This window comes from Gaiella sp. (assembly GCF_035558935.1).
Taxonomy (GTDB): domain Bacteria; phylum Actinomycetota; class Thermoleophilia; order Gaiellales; family Gaiellaceae; genus Gaiella.
Genome location: NZ_DATMBZ010000044.1, coordinates 16,536 through 32,760 on the forward strand (window position 1 = coordinate 16,536; position 16,225 = coordinate 32,760).

The window sequence follows — 16,225 nt, forward strand, 5'->3', positions numbered from 1 at the left end:
CGGTCAGCGACCGGCGGCGTAGCCCTGCATCCCGCGCGCGTTCGCTCCGGCGCGGAGCACGCCGTCGTCCGTCCGGGCCACGGCGCTGACCCGACCGAGCGACCACGGGTCGGTCACCGTGACGTCGTGGCCGCGCTTGCGCAGGTCGTCGGCGACGGCTCCTCCCCACCGCGACTCCAGCGCAAGTGAACGAGGCTCGGCCTGCCGTGGGTGGAAGGAGGACGGAAAGTGGTCGGTGTGGAAGCTCGGCGCGTCGATCGCGGCCTGCAGGTCGTCGCCGAAGACGACGTGGCGCAGGAACGTGTGCAGCGTCCACTGGTCCTGCTGGTCCCCGCCGGGCGTGCCGAACGCGAGGTACGGCTTCCCGTCACGCAACGCGAGCGAGGGCGACAGTGTCGTCCTCGGCCGCGTGCCCGGCACGAGCGAGGACGGCAGCCCCTCCTCGAGCCAGAACATCTGTGCGCGCGTTCCGAGCGGCCATCCCAGCTCGGCGATCACCGGCGAGCTCTGCAGCCACCCCCCGCTCGGCGTCGCGGAGACGAGGTTCCCGAAGCGGTCGGCGACGTCGAGGTGCACCGTGTCGCCCCTCCCCACCGCCTGCGTCGGCTCGCCGGCGCCGACCTCGCGGCCGGCCGCGACGAGGATCGGCAGGCGACCGCCACCGGGGCGCAGCTCGGCGGACGCAGCTTCGGTCACGAGCCGTCGGCGCTCGTCGTTGTACTCCGTCGAGAGCAGCCACTCGAGCGGGACTTCGACCCGAGACGGGTCGCCGTAGAACGCCTCACGGTCGGCGAAGGCGAGCTTCGCGCATTCGACCACGGTGTGGACGTACTCGGCGTCGGAGAGCTCTCGCAGGTCGAAGCCGGAGAGCAGCGCGAGCTGTTGGAGGAAGACCGGCCCCTGGCCCCAGGGCGCCGTCTTGCACACCGTGAGGCCGTGGAAGTCGTAGCTCGCAGGGGCCTCGAACGTCGCCCGCCAGGACGACAGGTCGCCTCCCGTCAAGAGCCCGCCGTTCGCGGCGGAGAAGCGGTCGATCGCCTCCGCGACGAAGCCCTCGTAGAACAGGACGCGGGCCTGCTCGATCTCCTGCTCGCGCGAGCCGCCGCGCGACTCCTCGACGATGCGGCGGTACGTGGCCGCGAGCTCCGGGTTCCGGAACAGCGTCCCCGGCTCCGGCGGCGGCAGGTAGAGCGCGGCGGATGCGGGCCAGCCGCGCAGGAGCGGCTCCGCCGCGCGGATCGTGCCCGGGATCCCGGGCACGACCGGGTAGCCGTGCTCGGCGTATCCGATCGCGAGCTCGAGCACGTCTGCAAGCCGCCACGTCCCGAACTCGGCGAGGAGCCCGAGCCAGCCGCCGAAGGCGCCCGGCACGCACGCCGCGAGGAGCCCGGTTCCGGGGACGAGCTCGAGCCCTTGGGCGCGGTACCGCTCGATCGTCGCGGCGGCGGGAGCGACGCCCTGCGCGCAGAGCACGAGCGGCTCCCCGCGCTCGGCCGACCAGAAGACGGCGGGCAGGTCGCCGCCGGGGCCGTTCAGGTGCGGCTCGACCACCTGGAGCACGAAACCCGTAGCGACGGCCGCGTCGAAGGCGTTGCCGCCGCGCTCCAGCACCGACATCCCGGCCGCGGTGCCGAGCCAGTGCGTCGAGGCGACCATCCCGAAGGTGCCAAGGAGCTCGGGTCGGGTCGTGAACGGGGTCATATGCCTCCTGCGGCGAGATCGAGAACCTCGGGGGCGGCGCCGCCCGGCCCGACCAGGTGGCACGCCACGAGATGATCCGGCCCGACCGGCCGCAGCTCCGGCTCCTCGTCGACCGACTGGGGCGCCGATCGAGCCGCGAGCGGGCAGCGGGTCCGGAACCGGCATCCCGACGGCGGCGCGAGCGGGCTCGGGACGTCCCCCTCGAGCACGATCCGCGTCCGCGAGCGCTGCTCCACGGGGTCGGGCACCACGGCGGCGGAGAGCAGCGCCTGCGTGTACGGATGCCTCGGGGCCGCGAACAGCTCCTCCGTCGGGGCCTGTTCGACGATCGCGCCGAGGTACATCACCGCGACCCGGTCGCAGAGGAACTCGACCGTCGCCAGGTCGTGCGTGATGAACAGGCACGAGAAGCCGAGGTCGCGCTGGAGCTCGCGGAGCAGGTTGAGGATGGACGCCTGCACAGACACGTCCAGCGCGGAGACGGGCTCGTCGGCGATCAGGAGCGCGGGCGAGACGGAGAGCGCGCGCGCGAGCCCGACACGCTGTCGCTGCCCGCCGGACAGCTCGTGCGGATACCGGTGCCGCAGCTCCGACCGCAGGCCGACCTGGTCGAAGAGCTGCACGATGCGGCGGTCGCGATCGCGCCGTGGCACGAGCTTGTGCAGTCGCAGCGGCTCACCGACGATCTGCCCGCAGGTCATGCGGGGGTTGAGCGACGAGTACGGGTCCTGGAAGACCATGTGCACCTCACGGCGCAGCGGCCGCATCTCGCGGCGTGACAGGTGCGTGACGTCGGTGCCCCGGATCCTGATCGTGCCCGCCGTCGGCTCGACGAGCCGGGCGATGCAGTTGCCCACCGTCGACTTGCCGCTCCCCGACTCGCCGACGAGGCCGAGCAGCTCGCCCGGCCCGATCGTGAGGGACACCCCGTCGACCGCATGCACCGTCCCGCCGCCGCCGAGCAGCTGCGAGCCGACGTGGAAGTGCTTGACGAGGCCGTCGACCTCGAGAACCGGGTCCCCGGTCATGTTCCGGGATGGAAGCACGCCACGAGGTGCGCGGGTCGGATCTCCCGGAGCTCCGGCACCTGCGTGCGCGACAGGTCGTCCGCCCTCGGGCAGCGGGGCGCGAAGGCGCAGTGCGGAAGCGGCGCGGCGAGTGCCGGCACGAGCCCGGGGATCTCCTGGAGGCGATCGGCGCCGCGGCGGGGGATCGCCCCGAGCAGGCCGATCGTGTAGGGATGCTGCGGGTGCGCGAAGAGCTCGTGGACGGGCGCCTCCTCCGCCTTGCGTCCGGCGTACATGACGACGACGCGGTCGGCGATGTCGGCGACGACGCCGAGGTTGTGCGTGATGAGCACGATCGCCGTCCCGAGGCGGTCGCGGATGTCCCGCATGAGATCGAGGATCCCCGCCTGGATGGTCACGTCGAGCGCCGTCGTGGGCTCGTCGGCGATGAGGATCTTCGGGTCGCACGCCAGCGCGATCGCGATCATCACGCGCTGCCGCATACCGCCCGACAGCTGGTGCGGGTACTCGTCCAGCCGGCGCTCGGGTGCCGGGATCCGGACGAGGTCGAGCAGCTCGATCGCGCGCCGCCGCGCCTCGGCGCGCGAGAGGCCGAGGTGCTTCTGGAGCACCTCCGCGATCTGGCGGCCGACGGTGAACGCCGGGTTGAGCGAGGTCATCGGCTCCTGGAAGACGAACGAGATCTCGCGTCCGCGGACGCGGCGAAGCGCCGCGGGCGGCGCCGAGAGCAGGTCGTTCCCCTGGAACACCGCCTCGCCCGTCACCACGGCCGTCTCCGGCAGCAGGCGGAGCAGCGACATCATGGTCACCGACTTCCCGCAGCCGGACTCGCCGACGATGCCGAGGACCTCGCCCGGCGCGAGCGAGAAGGAGAACCGGTCGACGGCCTGGGTCGCGCCGTCGTCCGTGACGAAGCGCACCGAGAGGTCGCGCACCTCCAGCAGCGTGTCGCTCACCGCGTCGTTCGCGGATCGAGGACGTCGCGCAGGCCGTCTCCGAGCAGGTTGTACGCGAGCGCGCAGAGGAAGATCGCGACGCCCGGGTAGACGGCGAGGCGCGGCGCGAGGGAGAGGTAGCTCTGCGCGTCGGCGAGCATCACACCCCAGGAGGGCGTGGGCGGTTGGACGCCGAGACCGAGGAAGGAGAGCACGGCCTCGCCGATGATCGCCGCCGGGATCGTGACGGTGATCTGGACGAGCAGGGTCGAGGTCATGTTGGGGACGATGTGCCGGAAGAGGATGGTCGCGTCGCCCGCACCGTTCGCGACGGCCGCCCTGACGTAGTCCTCCTCCCGGAGCGCGAGCGTCTCCCCGCGCGTCACCCGGATCAGCCCCGGTGCCGCGCCGAGCCCCAGGGCGATCGTCGCGTTCATGAGCGACGGCCCGAGGATCACGGCGAGCCCGACGGCGAGGATCAGGAAGGGGAACGCGAGCAAGACGTCCGTGACCCGGGAGATGACGGAGTCGATCCAGCCTCGGTAGTAGCCGGCGACGAGCCCGATCGGGAGGGCGATCGCCATCGCGAGCATCGTCGCGAGCACACCGGCGACGATCGATGCCCGGGCGCCCCAGATGATGCGGGAGAGGATGTCGCGTCCGAGCTCGTCCGTCCCGAACCAATGGTCGCGGGAAGCATGGGCGAGGATCGCGTTGTAGTCCTGCGTCGAGGCCGAGTACGGCGCGATCCACGGCGCGAGGATCGCGGCGAGCGCGAAGGCGAGCGCGACGAAGAAGCCCGCCACGGCGAACGGCCGCCGCGCGATCCGCCGCCGCAGCAGTCGCCGCCGCCTCGCGCGCGGCGACAGCGCGTCGGCCGGGGCGATGTCCGCGGCGCTGACGTCGACGTAGCTCACGCCGGTGCCGCCACGATGCGGATGCGCGGGTTCAGGAACGAGTACGTGAGGTCCACGAGCAGGTTGACGACCACGTAGCCCGCCGCGACGACGAGCACCACCCCCTGGAGCAGCGCATAGTCGCGCTGGTTGACGGCGTCGATCGTGAGCCTGCCGAAGCCTGCGATTCCGAAGATCTGCTCGGTGACGATCGCGCCCGAGATGAGGACGCCGAGCTGGAGCCCGATGATCGTGACGACCGTGATGAGGCTGTTCCGGAGCGCGTGGACGCCGACGACCGAGAACTCCGAGAGCCCCTTCGCGCGAGCGGTGCGTACGTAGTCGGCGCCGAGCGAGTCGAGCATCGCCGAGCGCATCTGCCGCATCACCACCGCGCTGAGGCCCGTCCCGAGCACGATCGCCGGCAGCAGCATGTGGCGGAGGTTGTCGACGGGATCCTCGAAGAACGGCACGTAGCCGCCGGCGGGAAGCCACTGCAGCCGGACCGCGAAGAGCACGATCAGGAGCAGCCCGAGCCAGAAGTGCGGGACGGAGAGGCCGACGAGCGCGACCGAGGTCGCCGCGTAGTCCGACGTCTTCCCCCGCCGCGTCGCCGCGATGATTCCCGCCCCGACCCCGATCAGAGAGCCGAACAACACGGCGAGGAATGCGAGCTCGAGCGTGATGGGCAGCCGCGTGACGATCGTGTGGCCGACCGGCAGCTTCCGCTGGTCGGTGCCGAGGTCGCCGCGCACGACGTGCCCCACCCAGGTGAGGTACTGGATCGGCAGCGGTCGGTCGAGCCCGTAGTCGTGGCGGATCGCGGCGAGCACCTCGGGGTCGCGGTTCTCGCCGCCGAGGGCGAGGGCCGGGTCACCCGGGAGGGCCCGCACCCCTCCGAAGACGACCATGCTCGCGAGCAGGAGCACGATCAGGGCGGCTCCGGACTTTCGCAGCAGGAAGCCGCCCATGATCGCGATCTTCGTCTAGCCGACGTACCCGGCGTTGTACGCGCGGATCAGGCCGTCGCCGTAGACGACGACGCCGGTGACCTTCTTCGACACGCCGTAGTAGTTCACGGGGTGGTAGAGGTAGATGAGCGGCCGCTGCCGGTGGATGATCTTCATCGCGGCCGTGTAGAGCGTCGTGCGCGCCTTGTCCGTGACCGACTTGCGCGCGCCGTTCAGGATGTAGTCCAGCTTCGGGTCGGAGAACCCGCTGTCGTTCAGGGTCCCCGGCGTCGTGACGAAGCCGTAGATGTTGCCGTCCGGGTCGACGCGGCCCGACCAGCCGACGTTGAAGGCGTCGAACCTGCCCGCGTCCGCGGCGTTCAGCGACGCGACGAACTCGGTCGGCTTGAGCTCCACGTCGAAGCCGGCGGGCTTCACCATCGACTGGATCACCTGACCGAGCCGCGCGGCGACCGGGTCCGTGGCGATCGTCAGCGTCACCTTGATCGGCGTCTGCATCCCGGACGCCTTGACGAGCTTCTGGGCCGTGGCCATGTCCGCCTTGAGCTTGCACTCGAGGCCCTTCGTCGTCACGTACCAGGGGCTGACCGGCGAGATCGGGTAGCAGTCGGGCAGGTTGAGCCCGTTGAAGACGACCTTGTTGATCGCCGTCCGGTCGAGTGCCAGGTCGAACGCGGTCCGCAGGAACTGCGACTTCGCGAGCGGCGTGCCCACGTTCGAGTACGGCTTGAGGAGGCCGTTCTTGTTCCCGATGTTGAGCGTGAGGCCCTGGTAGCCGATCGTCGGTGTCTTGATCACCGCGACCGAGCTCGTCTTCTGCAGCGTCGGCACGTCCGTCGACTGCACCCGGTCGAGCACCTGGATGTCGCCCGCGCGGAGGTTCTGCGTCCTCGCGTTCGGGTCGGTGAGGATCCGGAACACGATCTGGGCGAGGTGCACCTTTGCCTTGGCGTAGTAGTCGTTCGACTTGACGAGCGTGATGTGGTCGCCCGCGACTCGTTCCTTGAACGAGAAGGGACCGACGCAGACGGGGTTCGTGGCGAACTTGTCGCCGAGCGACTCGATCGCCTTCGGCGACATGACCATCCCCGCGCGGTCCGCGAGCTGGGCCGTCAGGGGCGAGAACGGCGTCTTCAGGTGCAGGACGACGGTGTTCGCGCCGTTCGCGTCGACCGAGGCGATCGGCGAGATCTCGCTCGCGCGCGTCGACCCCTTGAGGGTCAGGTGCCGTTCGAGCGACGTCTTCACGGCCGCGGCGTTGAACGGCGTCCCGTCGTTGAACTTGACGCCGCTGCGCAGCTTGATCGTGTACGTGAGCTTGTCCTTCGAGACCTGCGGGAGCGCGGCGGCGAGCTGCGGCACGATGTGGAGCTTCGCGTCGAGGTCGTACAGCTTCTCGCACATGTGGAGGAAGACGATGCGACCGACGAACGTCCGCGCGAGGGTCGGATCGAGTGCATCCGGCTCCTCGGCGAGGCCGATCACGAGCGTCCCCCCGTTCTTCGGCTGCGGGGTGGCCTTGCCGCCTGCCCCAGCAGCGACCGCGAGGCCGAGCGCCGCGACGGCGCAGGCGGCTCCGAGCCAGAAAGCCCGGACGGCGTGCTTCCTTGTCATCTGAACTCCCTGTCCGCGGGATACGGATGCACGTTCCTTCTGCAACGAGAAGAACGCGCAAGACTCTAGATTGGATCCTATTTGTGGTCAAATGGATCCAATACGGGTGGTATGGTCGCGCGCGACGACGCGATGACCGACCGGGCACTTCACGTCTCGACCCCCCTCCCAGAGCCGGACGTTCGCCGTCCGCTCGATCTCCAGCTGATCGCGATCGGCGTCGCGGGTGGCATCCTCTCGGGGCTGCTCGGCGTAGGTGGCGGCGTCGTCATGGTGCCGCTGCTCGTCCTGTGGGCCGGATACCGGCAGCGCGAGGCGCACGCGATGTCGCTCGGGGCGATCGTGCCGATCAGTGTCGCCGGCATCCTCACGTTCGGGATCGCCGGACGCGTCCACTGGCTCGACGCCGTCGCGCTCGCGCTCGGAGCCGTCGTCGGGGCGCGGCTCGGCGCCGGCCTCCTCGTGCGCATCGACGAGCGGGTGCTCAAGATCCTCTTCGGCTGCTTCCTCGTCGCTGCCGCGCTCGCGATGGCGGTCAGGGCGTGAGCTCGGCCGCGCTCTTCATCGCGCTCGCGGCCTTCGGGCTCGGCACCGGGGCGGCGGCGGGCCTGCTCGGCGTCGGCGGGGGAATCCTGATGGTGCCTTTCCTGACGCTCGCCGTCGGCCTGTCGCAGCACGCGGCGGAGGCGACGTCGCTCGTCGTCGTCCTTCCGACGGCGATCGTCGCAAGCGTCGCGCTCCGGCGACGGGGTGTCGGCGATCTCGGTCTCGCCCTCCGCTTCGGCCTCGTCGGTGCGCTCGGCGGCGCCGCCGGCGCGCTCCTCGCCCTCGCCCTCCCTGCCGCGACCCTGCGGGTCGTCTTCGCCGCCTTCCTCACCGTCGTCGGCCTCCGGCTCGTCCACGACGGTGTCCGCGCATGAACGGCGGCGGCGGCCAGGCGCTCGTCGACGAGCTCGCCGCGACGATCCAGGCCCGCGTCCTGAGCGGCGCGATCGCGACCGGCACGCGGCTGCGCCAGGAGAGCCTGGCCGCCGAGTTCGGCGTCAGCCGGACCCCCGTCCGCGAGGCGCTGCGCAAGCTGCAGGCGAGCGGCCTCGTCGAAGTGCAGCCGAACCGGGGCGCGCTCGTGCGCCGGCCGACCGCGCGCGAGGTGCGCGAGGCGTACGAGGTGCGCGCGGAGCTCGAAGGGTTGGCGGCGAGCCTCGCGGCGTCACGGATCCGCGACGACGAGCTCCGAACCCTGCGCACGGCCCAGGAGCTCTTTCGGCACTCGGTCGCCTCGCTTCTCGACTGGCGCGAGCGCCAGCGGTCGGACGAGCCTCGGCACACCGAGGCCCACGACGAGTGGATGGCGGCGAACGACTCCTTCCATCTGGCGATCCACGACGCCGCGGGCAACCGTCGTCTGCGCAAGACCCTCGCCGACCTCCATCAGAGCTTCCCCCGAGACCTGACGTGGATCGTGCTCGGTGAGAACGCCCGCCTGCTCGAGGAGAACGTCGCGCAGCACGAGGCGATCCTCGCGGCCATCGTGAGCCACGATCCCGCGGAGTCCCGACGGCTGATGGCCGGCCACGTCCTGACCGCGGGGGAGCTCGTGACCAGGCGGTTCGAGGAGGGGCGGACGGACGGCGCGCTAGGGTCGGGCTGAACGGCTCGTCGCGCGGCTCAGCCCCGGTATTCGAGCGCGCCGATGTCGGGCTTGCCCACCCGTGGGAGCCCCGTGGAATCGGTCCGCGGCGCATAGAGCCGCATGGCGGCGTCGACGACGTCCGAGAGGCGTCGCGGCCGGCCGTTCCCGTCGAGATCGGCAGGTCCGACCCGATCGGAAGAGGAGCAGCCCGTGCCGTCGATCACGACGTTGTGGGCGAAGACGAGCGCCGCGCTGCAGATGTGCCTGCGCTTCGCGAGAAGCGCGATCACGTTGTTCGCGACGATCGGGCGCTTCCGGCGAAGCACGCTCCCGTACTTCGAGCTCATCCGGATCGACCCGGCGTAGCCGTCGCGACGCAGCGCGCCGGTGAGGATCGTGTTGTTCACGACCCGGACGAAGTGCGGGAGACGCTTCGAGGCGGCGCTTCCGACGATGATGCCCATCCGGGCGCGGTACCCGGGCACGCGCCGGTCCTTCCCCACGAAGACGTTGTTGACGATCGTCGCGTGGTCGACCGAGTTCGTCAGGTAGAGCTGCGCGCCGCCCTCGCGATAGACGCCGAAGTGGTTCCGCTCGACACGGAGGTGGCGCCCGGCGAACAGCTGCACGAGATCCTGGTGCCCGCAGCGGTAGGCGCCGAGCCCGCGGCACGGCAGCGCCCGGTCGAACCGGTTTCCCCGGATCGTGAGGTACGAGCCGAAGCGGCCGTGGACGAAGTCGCAGCCGCGGCAGTCGTGGAACCGGTTGTCCTCGATCGTCACGCGGTGCGACCAGCGCCAGAGGAGGACGCAGAACGTGAAGCGCGGCGAGCGGTCGCCACAGTGCGAGAAGTCGCTTCTGCGGATCGTCACCTCGCGCGAGTCCGGGATCCGCACGGCCGACGAGAAGCGCGTGCCGCGCGCGGTGACGACGAGATCCTCGAGGACGATGTCGCGCGACGCGCGGACGTCGACCAGCGCGTCGCCGCCGATCGGCCCGATGGTGACGTTGCGCACGGTGACCTGCGAGGCGCGGTCGAAGATCAGCCGCTCGATCCTGGAACCGGGCGTGCCGACGATGCGAAGCGGCTTGCCCGTCCGCCAGCGCACGACGATCTCCCGGTACAGGCGCGGTCGCAGCACGATCGTCCCGCCGCGCCCCCGAAGCGCCCGTACGGCGGTGTCGAAGCTCGCCGCGCCGGTGACGCGGACCGTGGACGAGCGCGACGCGGCATGGGTCCCGGCCACCGCGTCGGACGTGACGACGAGGAGCGAGACGACCACGGCTGCGAGGGCGACGCCTGCGCTTCGCGACCGGAACACCGTGACGACCCTATCGCGCACGCGGGAAGAGCCACCACGTCATCCCGAGCCCGAGTGACTCGAAGCCGACGCTCCGGTAGAGCGGCTCGCCCTCGCCCGTGGCGTTCAGCGTGAGGCTCGAGCAGCCGAGCTCGTGCGCGGCGGCGATCGCCGCGAGCGTGAGCGCCGTTCCGAAGCCGCGCCGCCGGCAGCGGGGCGCCACACCCATGTCGTAGACGCCGCCGGTCGCGCCCTCGACATGGAGCACGACATGGCCCGCGATCGTCGTGCCGTCACGCACGACGAGGTGCCGTGCGACGTCGTCGAGCGGCGGGTCGTGGCCGTACGGGAGCTCCGGCGAGCACACGCTGCTGCGTTCGACCGAGCACCCCGCCGACAGGCCCGGGCGCCGAGCCGGGTCGATCCCCATCCAGTGGGGCCGCCAGCCGTCCTGGAAGCCGAGGTCGAGCAGACGGCGCCCGAGCAGCTCGTCCGGCCCGAGCGACCAGCAGCCCACCTCACGCACGCCGCGCTCGACGGCTGTGCGCACGGCCGTCTCGATGTCCGCGCCAGGGCTCGGAAACGCGAGAGTCGCGTGGGTCGAGCCGAGGAACAGCGTCACGCCTCCGAGCTCGATCTGCTCGCGGCCGCGGGCGAGCCACGATCGGTGGTTCCGCTGGACGTCGCGCAGCACGCTAGGCCTTGAAGCCTCCGTACACGCAGATCCCGCCGTCGCGCCAGAAGCAGTCGGGGCGCCGGAAGCCGGCCGCGCGGATGAGCTCGAGCTCCTCGACGAGCCCAACGTAGTAGTCCTCCTCGCCCCACTGGCCGAAGTGCCCTTCCGCTTCCTCCTCCGTGATCCCGTGGGCGGCCATGTGCGCGTACCAGTCGCGGAGCATCTGGCGCCGTTCGGGGCCGTCGGGGTGGATCAGGAGGTCGCCCACCGCGAGCAGGCCGCCCGGCTCGAGCGCCGTGTGGATCGCACGGTAGAGCTCCCGCTTCTCCTCGAGATCGGCAACGTGATGGAGGGCGAGCGTGGCGACGACGGCGTCGCAACGCGGAAGCTCGTCCTGGAAGCGCCCGCGCCGCAGGTCGACCCGGCCGAGATGGTCGGCACACCTCGCCGTGGCGGTCTCGAGCATGCTCGGGTCCACGTCGACGAGCTGGACGCGCACCTCGGGGAGGCCCTCGAGGATCGCGGCCGACAGTGCGCCGGTGCCGGCTCCGAGATCGACGACGTAGCCGTCCGCCGGAATGTTCGCGGCGAGCCAGTGCACGATCGTCTCGAGCATCCGGTCGTAGTGCGGGATGAACGTCCGGATCGTCCGGTCGTACTCGTCCGGCTGGACGCCGAGGTGCCCCGCGACACGGTGCTCGTGCGCCATCCGCCGACCCTACACGCGGTCGCGAGACGGTTCCCGCTTGCCCGCGCGACGCGAGCGGTGTTAGATCCGACCTTCTTGGGGGTGTGTGGCGGATTGCTGTACTGCGAAGAATGCGGCTGCTGTAGCGGGGAGCTCGGCAAGGGCTGGGTCGCCTATGCCTGCGAGGACCCGGACGGCGTCGACGAGCCGCGAATCGTCGTCTACTGCCCACCCTGTGCGGCGTCGGAGTTCGGCTACCGGCCGGCGTTCGCAGAGACCTACGTCTGCGCCTGGGAGCCGCTCGAGACGGAGACGACCGAGGCTCCGTAGCGTCGGGGCCCCCGGGCCGCGCAGACGAGGCTCGGCGCGACTCGCTGGGAACGGCGACGGCGTCGTTTTCTCCCCGGCGCGCCGGGTACACGAACCTCGCTGACGGGGGTCGCCTCGCCGGCGGAGTGAACGCTCCCCTGGTCGCCCCGTCAGCGGAGCGCCGGGCCGCTCTGACACACGATGCCCTCGGCGCCGGCCGCCTCGACATCCCACTCCGTCCCGAATGCATGGAGGCGGCGAACGACGATGCGACCGAGCTCCTCGGGCACGCGGGGGTCGAGCCGAAGCTCGCCGTCGCGGGCCTCGAGACCGAGGATCGCCTGCACGAAGACGAAGGGAGCGGCAGTCGCCCAGGCCTGAGGGCTGCACGCCGTCGGGTACGGGACCGGAAAGCGGCTGACCCAGCGCTCGAAGCCGGCGAAGGCCTCCGGCAGCCGGTGGCCCGTGAAGGAGGCCGCCTCGAGTTGCGCCAGTGCGATCCGATTCGCCTCGTCGCGGAATCCTGCGCGGGCGAGCCCGAGCGCCACGATCGAGTTGTCGTGCGGCCAGATCGTTCCGGTGTGGTAGCCGATCGGGTTGTATCCGCGATCCTCGGTCGACAGCGTGCGGACGCCCCAACCAGAGAACATCGCGTCGGACATCAGCTGACGCGCGACCAAGCCTGCTCGCTCCTGCGGAACGATCCCCGACCAGAGCAGGTGCCCGATGTTCGAGGTCATGGAGTCGATCCGGCGCTTGTCGCCGTCGAGACCGACGACGTAGTAGCCGCCGCGATCGTCCGACCAGAAGTCGTCGTTGAAGCGGCCGGAGAGGTCCTCGGCTTCGCGCTCGAGCCGCCCGGCGAGGTCTGTGTCGCTCCGCAGCCGCCGCGCAAGCTCTGCCACGCGCAGCTTCGCGTCGTAGACGTAGCCCTGGATCTCGGCGGTCGCGATCGGCAGGTGCGGGATCGTCCCATCGGCGAACTGGACGCCGTCCCACGAGTCCTTCCAGCACTGGTTGCCGAGGCCGGCCTGCGAGCGCGTCTGGTACTCGACGTAGCCGTCGCCGTCGCGATCGCCGTACCGGTCGATCCAGTCGAGCGCGGCGTCGATCTTGTCCCATCGTTCCAGGACGAACGCGTCCTGGCCCGTGAAGCGCCAGTACTCCGAGAGGAGGATCAGCCAGAGCGGGGTCGCGTCGGCGGTGCCGTAGTAGGGGCTGTGCGGCATCTCACCCAGCCGCGTCAGCTCGCCGCTTCGGACTTCGTGCAGGATCTTGCCCGGCTCTTCGTCCCTGAAGTCGTCGACCTGCATGCCCTGGAGCGCACCGAGCAGATGAAGCGCCCCGCGCGCGAGGCCGGGGCCGATCCAGAGCGTCTGCAGCGACGTGATCAACGTGTCGCGGCCGAAGAGGGTCATGAACCACGGGAGCCCGGCGGCGGGCAGCACGTAGCGCTCGCCGAGAAGGTCGCCCGTGATGCGTAGGGCCGCGAGGTCGACGACCGATTGCCGGACGACGTCCGTGAGCAACGTGCTCGTCGCCTCGACGCGCGGAATGCGCTCGAGCCAGTCGCTCAACGGCCCCTCGACGAGCTGTTGCCGCGAGCCGAAACCCTCCACCACAGGCTCGAACGTCACGTTGTTCACCCGCACGCCCACCCTGACCAGCGCCACGAACAGGCAGCGCGGCGGCAGCTCGAGCTCCCAGACGGCGTCCGTCCCGTCCACGCGGGGCGGCGCCGCGGCGACAACCTCCTCCGTAGCGCCCTCGACGATCTCGCTGCGCTCGATCCGGATCGTGGTCTCCGCGAGGAACCCCGGCACCTGGTACCGGAAACGCAGCGACTGTCGGCCCCGAGCAGCGGCGACGATGCTGCCACTCCGGTCGCGGACGCCGCTCTTGATCTCGAAGAGGTCGGCGAAGTCCGCCCCGCAGAGGAGCCGCAGCTCGCAGGTGACCGGCTCGGACGACGTGTTGAAGACCGTGAGCTGCTCGAGCGCACCACTCCCCACGTGGCGCAGGCGTCGGACGGCGACGCTGTGGGCACGGAGGCGGGACGTGTCCGGATTCGTGAGGAAGAACGCCGCGGAGTCGTAATCGACCGGCCCGGACTTGAGCAGCGAGAGGGGCTCCCCGTCGAGCCGTAGCTCCCACCTGCTCACGAAGCGCGTGTCCTCGTGCACGAGGCCTCCCGTCGACCCCGGGGCCACGTCGCCGCGTGAGTCGGAGAACATGAACGTCCGCCCTTCCAGGACCGCGATCGCATCGGAGGCGAGCTCGCTGGGCCGCGCTGGCCCTCCTTCTCGCTCCGAGGGCGCCCGGGGTTGCGGATACGGGTCGAGCGGGGTCGGCCGCCGTTCGACCGCGATCCGTTCCTCGCCTGCGCGTCCCTTCGCGCGCACGAGGTAAGGCTAGAACAACCCGGCGCGCGCGAGCACGCGGTTTGTAGCCTTCGGAGTCGTGATCAGGTTCATTGCAGCCGTTGTTCTCGCGGTCGTGCTTCTCGCAGGGTGCGGCGGTGACGACCAGACGCAGAAGACCCTCACGATTCCCTCCGACGGGCGGTTCGCCGCGACGAAGGTGCCCACAGGCCCGGCCTCCCCGGCGTTGTGCCGGGCCAAAGCAGACTCGTTCAGCCGAGCCGCAGAATCGTTCCTCCTCCCCTACCCCTCCGACTCCGACATCTACCGGGTCCTTGCGCGCGTCCAGTTCACGGCGTTTCAGGCCCACCACTGCGACATCGAAGTCCTCCGCCGGGCGGTCGCGCGCCGGCTGACGCCGAAGGAGCTTCGCGAGGTGCTCGCGTTCTTCGGCTTCATGGGCGACGTCGGGCCTGAGCTCGCGAACGCGCCGCAGCACTGAGTCACTGCCGGAAAGCCGTTCGTACGGGATCAGCGACCCCGACGTGCCCGTAGCTATCGGCGGCCGGCGCGCGAGTCGATGAACGCCGACAGCCGCTTCGACGCAGAGTGCGCAAGCACGCCCGTCTCGTCAAAGGTGCGTCTCGAGCCCGCCAGGCAGGCCGCCCACACCCGTCGCAGCATCGGCTCGACGAGGACCCAGGCACGGATTGAGGCCGAGCGCGCGACGCGGGCGAGCGACCGGGCCGCGGCGACTAGGACGCGCCAGGCGCGCGGCGCGCCGACCCGCGCCGCCGACCAACTTCGGGATCCCGCGCGAGCGGCCGCAGCGCCGATCGCAACGGCGCCCGCCGCCGTCGCCCGACCGATCAGCACCACGCCGTCGCGGACCGCGGTGGCGACGAAGCGCGCCGCCGCCCGGAACACGCGCGCGAGGAAGCGGGCGATCGGACGGGATAGTGCTGCCGCAGCGCGGCCGATATGCGCCGGAGCCGCGCGGACGAAGCGGAGCGGTGTACGGCGCCGTTCGCGCCGATCGGTGGGCGGCAGAAGCAGCAGCAAAGCGCCCAGTCCGAGGGCGGCGAAGCCCGGGACGAACACTCCGGCGCCCACCGCGACGGGAGAGGCCGCGATGAGCAGGCCTCCACCGAGAAGAGCCGAGCGCCGACGCCGCGGGGGCCGGTCGGTGTCCAAGAGCACGACGTAGTCGACCGCCGGGTGCCTTTCGTCGACAACGATCGAGGACCCGGCTGGCGGGCGGCGCTCCACGCGAGCGCTCATGCCCTCATGAACGCCGTTCGAAACCTTCGACTGCGCGCTTCCCGCCGGCCGGCGATGCGGAAACCCGCGACCCCCGCCGGCTACGCAGGAGGGACTCCGATCCGACAGATGAGCCGACCGATCGCTATGTCGTTCCGCGTCATTCGGGCGCGTCGCTCGCTCGGCTCGCCCGCACGACATGCCAGGAGGGCGCCGGCGCGCGCAGGCGGCCTACGAGCTGGCACGACCGGCCCGCCGACGGCGGTTCGCGTGGAGCACGGCCCACCTCGACGAGATCGCGGGACTACTTCGGCGTCTGCCGGTGGATCACCGGCTGCCACCCTCTCCTTCGCAGATCCCGTGTCGCAACCCGCAGGGCCGCCATGTGTGTTTGCGGTTCGCTGCCCTGGGAACGCCTTCACCGAGTTCCGAGGAATCGACCGCTGAACTGCATCAGGGCCGGCTTGCGCCGGCCGTGAATCGCTCGAGAAGACTGACAACAGACCAAGGCTCAGCGAAGCCGGGAGGTATCCGTGAAGAGCATTGAAGAGTCGATCGAACTCGATGTCCCCGTCTCGAAGGCTTACAACCAATGGACGCAGTTCGAGTCGTTCCCCCAGTTCATGGAGGGCGTCGAGCGCGTCGAGCAGAGAGACGACAAGCACTTGCATTGGGTTGCCGAGGTCGGCGGCGAGAAGCAGGAGTGGGACGCCGAGATCACCGAGCAGCATCCGGAGCACCGCGTCGCCTGGAAGGCACTCGACCAGGACGGACCGAACGGCGTCGTGACCTTTCACAAGCTCGACGAGGGTCGCACGAAGCTGATGGTGCAGATGGACTACGAGCCCGAAGG

The 16,225-nt window shown here is 70.8% G+C and carries 17 protein-coding genes; 6 read left to right on the forward strand and 11 right to left on the reverse strand.

The genetic code is table 11. The features are described from left to right. Positions 1 to 3 precede the first annotated feature (3 nt). Genes VNM44_RS04545 through VNM44_RS04570 form a run of 6 tightly spaced genes read right to left on the reverse strand, consistent with a single transcriptional unit; the run spans position 4 to position 7,145 of the window. On the reverse strand, positions 4 to 1,701 hold the full coding sequence (locus VNM44_RS04545; RefSeq protein WP_325623103.1) for a gamma-glutamyltransferase family protein: 1,698 nt from the start codon (positions 1,699 to 1,701) through the stop codon (positions 4 to 6). Further along, positions 1,698 to 2,729 (reverse strand): oligopeptide/dipeptide ABC transporter ATP-binding protein, encoded by a 1,032-nt coding sequence (locus tag VNM44_RS04550; protein WP_325623105.1) that lies wholly within the window; start codon positions 2,727 to 2,729, stop codon positions 1,698 to 1,700. Before VNM44_RS04550 ends, VNM44_RS04545 begins: the two co-directional genes overlap by 4 nt. Beyond that, on the reverse strand, positions 2,726 to 3,685 hold the full coding sequence (locus tag VNM44_RS04555; RefSeq protein ID WP_325623107.1) for an ABC transporter ATP-binding protein: 960 nt from the start codon (positions 3,683 to 3,685) through the stop codon (positions 2,726 to 2,728). Before VNM44_RS04555 ends, VNM44_RS04550 begins: the two co-directional genes overlap by 4 nt. Further along, a complete protein-coding gene (locus VNM44_RS04560; RefSeq protein ID WP_325623109.1) occupies positions 3,682 to 4,581 on the reverse strand; it encodes an ABC transporter permease in 900 nt (299 codons plus the stop codon). The genes VNM44_RS04555 and VNM44_RS04560 overlap by 4 nt, the downstream gene beginning before the upstream one ends. Continuing rightward, entirely contained in the window at positions 4,578 to 5,531 is a 954-nt protein-coding gene (locus VNM44_RS04565; protein WP_325623112.1) for an ABC transporter permease, read from the reverse strand. Before VNM44_RS04565 ends, VNM44_RS04560 begins: the two co-directional genes overlap by 4 nt. 15 nt (positions 5,532 to 5,546) lie before the next feature. Then, positions 5,547 to 7,145: an ABC transporter substrate-binding protein gene (locus VNM44_RS04570; protein ID WP_325623114.1), complete on the reverse strand. Its 1,599-nt coding sequence runs from the start codon at positions 7,143 to 7,145 to the stop codon at positions 5,547 to 5,549. 111 nt (positions 7,146 to 7,256) lie between these two features. Between VNM44_RS04570 and VNM44_RS04575 the strand changes: the two genes are divergently transcribed. Genes VNM44_RS04575 through VNM44_RS04585 form a run of 3 tightly spaced genes read left to right on the forward strand, consistent with a single transcriptional unit; the run spans position 7,257 to position 8,796 of the window. Continuing rightward, positions 7,257 to 7,691: a sulfite exporter TauE/SafE family protein gene (locus VNM44_RS04575; RefSeq protein WP_325623116.1), complete on the forward strand. Its 435-nt coding sequence runs from the start codon at positions 7,257 to 7,259 to the stop codon at positions 7,689 to 7,691. Beyond that, a complete protein-coding gene (locus VNM44_RS04580; RefSeq protein ID WP_325623118.1) occupies positions 7,688 to 8,065 on the forward strand; it encodes a TSUP family transporter in 378 nt (125 codons plus the stop codon). The genes VNM44_RS04575 and VNM44_RS04580 overlap by 4 nt, the downstream gene beginning before the upstream one ends. Then, positions 8,062 to 8,796, forward strand: coding sequence for a GntR family transcriptional regulator (locus tag VNM44_RS04585; RefSeq protein WP_325623120.1), 735 nt, complete (start codon positions 8,062 to 8,064; stop codon positions 8,794 to 8,796). The genes VNM44_RS04580 and VNM44_RS04585 overlap by 4 nt, the downstream gene beginning before the upstream one ends. A 17-nt stretch (positions 8,797 to 8,813) precedes the next feature. Here the strand turns inward: VNM44_RS04585 and VNM44_RS04590 are convergent, their stop codons facing one another. From VNM44_RS04590 to VNM44_RS04600, 3 genes are read right to left on the reverse strand one after another with little or no spacing between them, the layout of a single operon-like run. Further along, positions 8,814 to 10,121 (reverse strand): right-handed parallel beta-helix repeat-containing protein, encoded by a 1,308-nt coding sequence (locus tag VNM44_RS04590; RefSeq protein WP_325623122.1) that lies wholly within the window; start codon positions 10,119 to 10,121, stop codon positions 8,814 to 8,816. Continuing rightward, positions 10,111 to 10,773: a GNAT family N-acetyltransferase gene (locus VNM44_RS04595; RefSeq protein WP_325623126.1), complete on the reverse strand. Its 663-nt coding sequence runs from the start codon at positions 10,771 to 10,773 to the stop codon at positions 10,111 to 10,113. Before VNM44_RS04595 ends, VNM44_RS04590 begins: the two co-directional genes overlap by 11 nt. Before the next feature lies 1 nt (position 10,774). Continuing rightward, a complete protein-coding gene (locus tag VNM44_RS04600) occupies positions 10,775 to 11,464 on the reverse strand; it encodes a methyltransferase (RefSeq protein WP_325623128.1) in 690 nt (229 codons plus the stop codon). Between the two features lie 81 nt (positions 11,465 to 11,545). Between VNM44_RS04600 and VNM44_RS04605 the strand changes: the two genes are divergently transcribed. Next, the gene (locus VNM44_RS04605) at positions 11,546 to 11,773 is read left to right on the forward strand and encodes a hypothetical protein (protein ID WP_325623130.1); all 228 of its coding nucleotides are present in this window, start codon (positions 11,546 to 11,548) and stop codon (positions 11,771 to 11,773) included. Between the two features lie 149 nt (positions 11,774 to 11,922). On the opposite strand, the gene VNM44_RS04610 is transcribed toward VNM44_RS04605, so the two are convergent. Further along, entirely contained in the window at positions 11,923 to 14,154 is a 2,232-nt protein-coding gene (locus tag VNM44_RS04610) for a glycogen debranching N-terminal domain-containing protein (RefSeq protein WP_325623132.1), read from the reverse strand. Positions 14,155 to 14,212: 58 nt separating this feature from the next. Between VNM44_RS04610 and VNM44_RS04615 the strand changes: the two genes are divergently transcribed. Then, positions 14,213 to 14,614 carry a hypothetical protein gene (locus VNM44_RS04615; protein WP_325623134.1) on the forward strand — a complete coding sequence of 134 codons (402 nt, stop codon included), beginning with the start codon at positions 14,213 to 14,215 and terminating at the stop codon, positions 14,612 to 14,614. Between the two features lie 53 nt (positions 14,615 to 14,667). Here the strand turns inward: VNM44_RS04615 and VNM44_RS04620 are convergent, their stop codons facing one another. Beyond that, on the reverse strand, positions 14,668 to 15,393 hold the full coding sequence (locus VNM44_RS04620) for a hypothetical protein (RefSeq protein WP_325623136.1): 726 nt from the start codon (positions 15,391 to 15,393) through the stop codon (positions 14,668 to 14,670). A 512-nt stretch (positions 15,394 to 15,905) separates the two neighbouring features. On the opposite strand from VNM44_RS04620, the gene VNM44_RS04625 reads away from it, so the two are divergent. Next, positions 15,906 to 16,225 (forward strand): SRPBCC family protein (locus VNM44_RS04625; protein WP_325623138.1); only part of this gene is annotated, 320 nt, incomplete at its 3' end.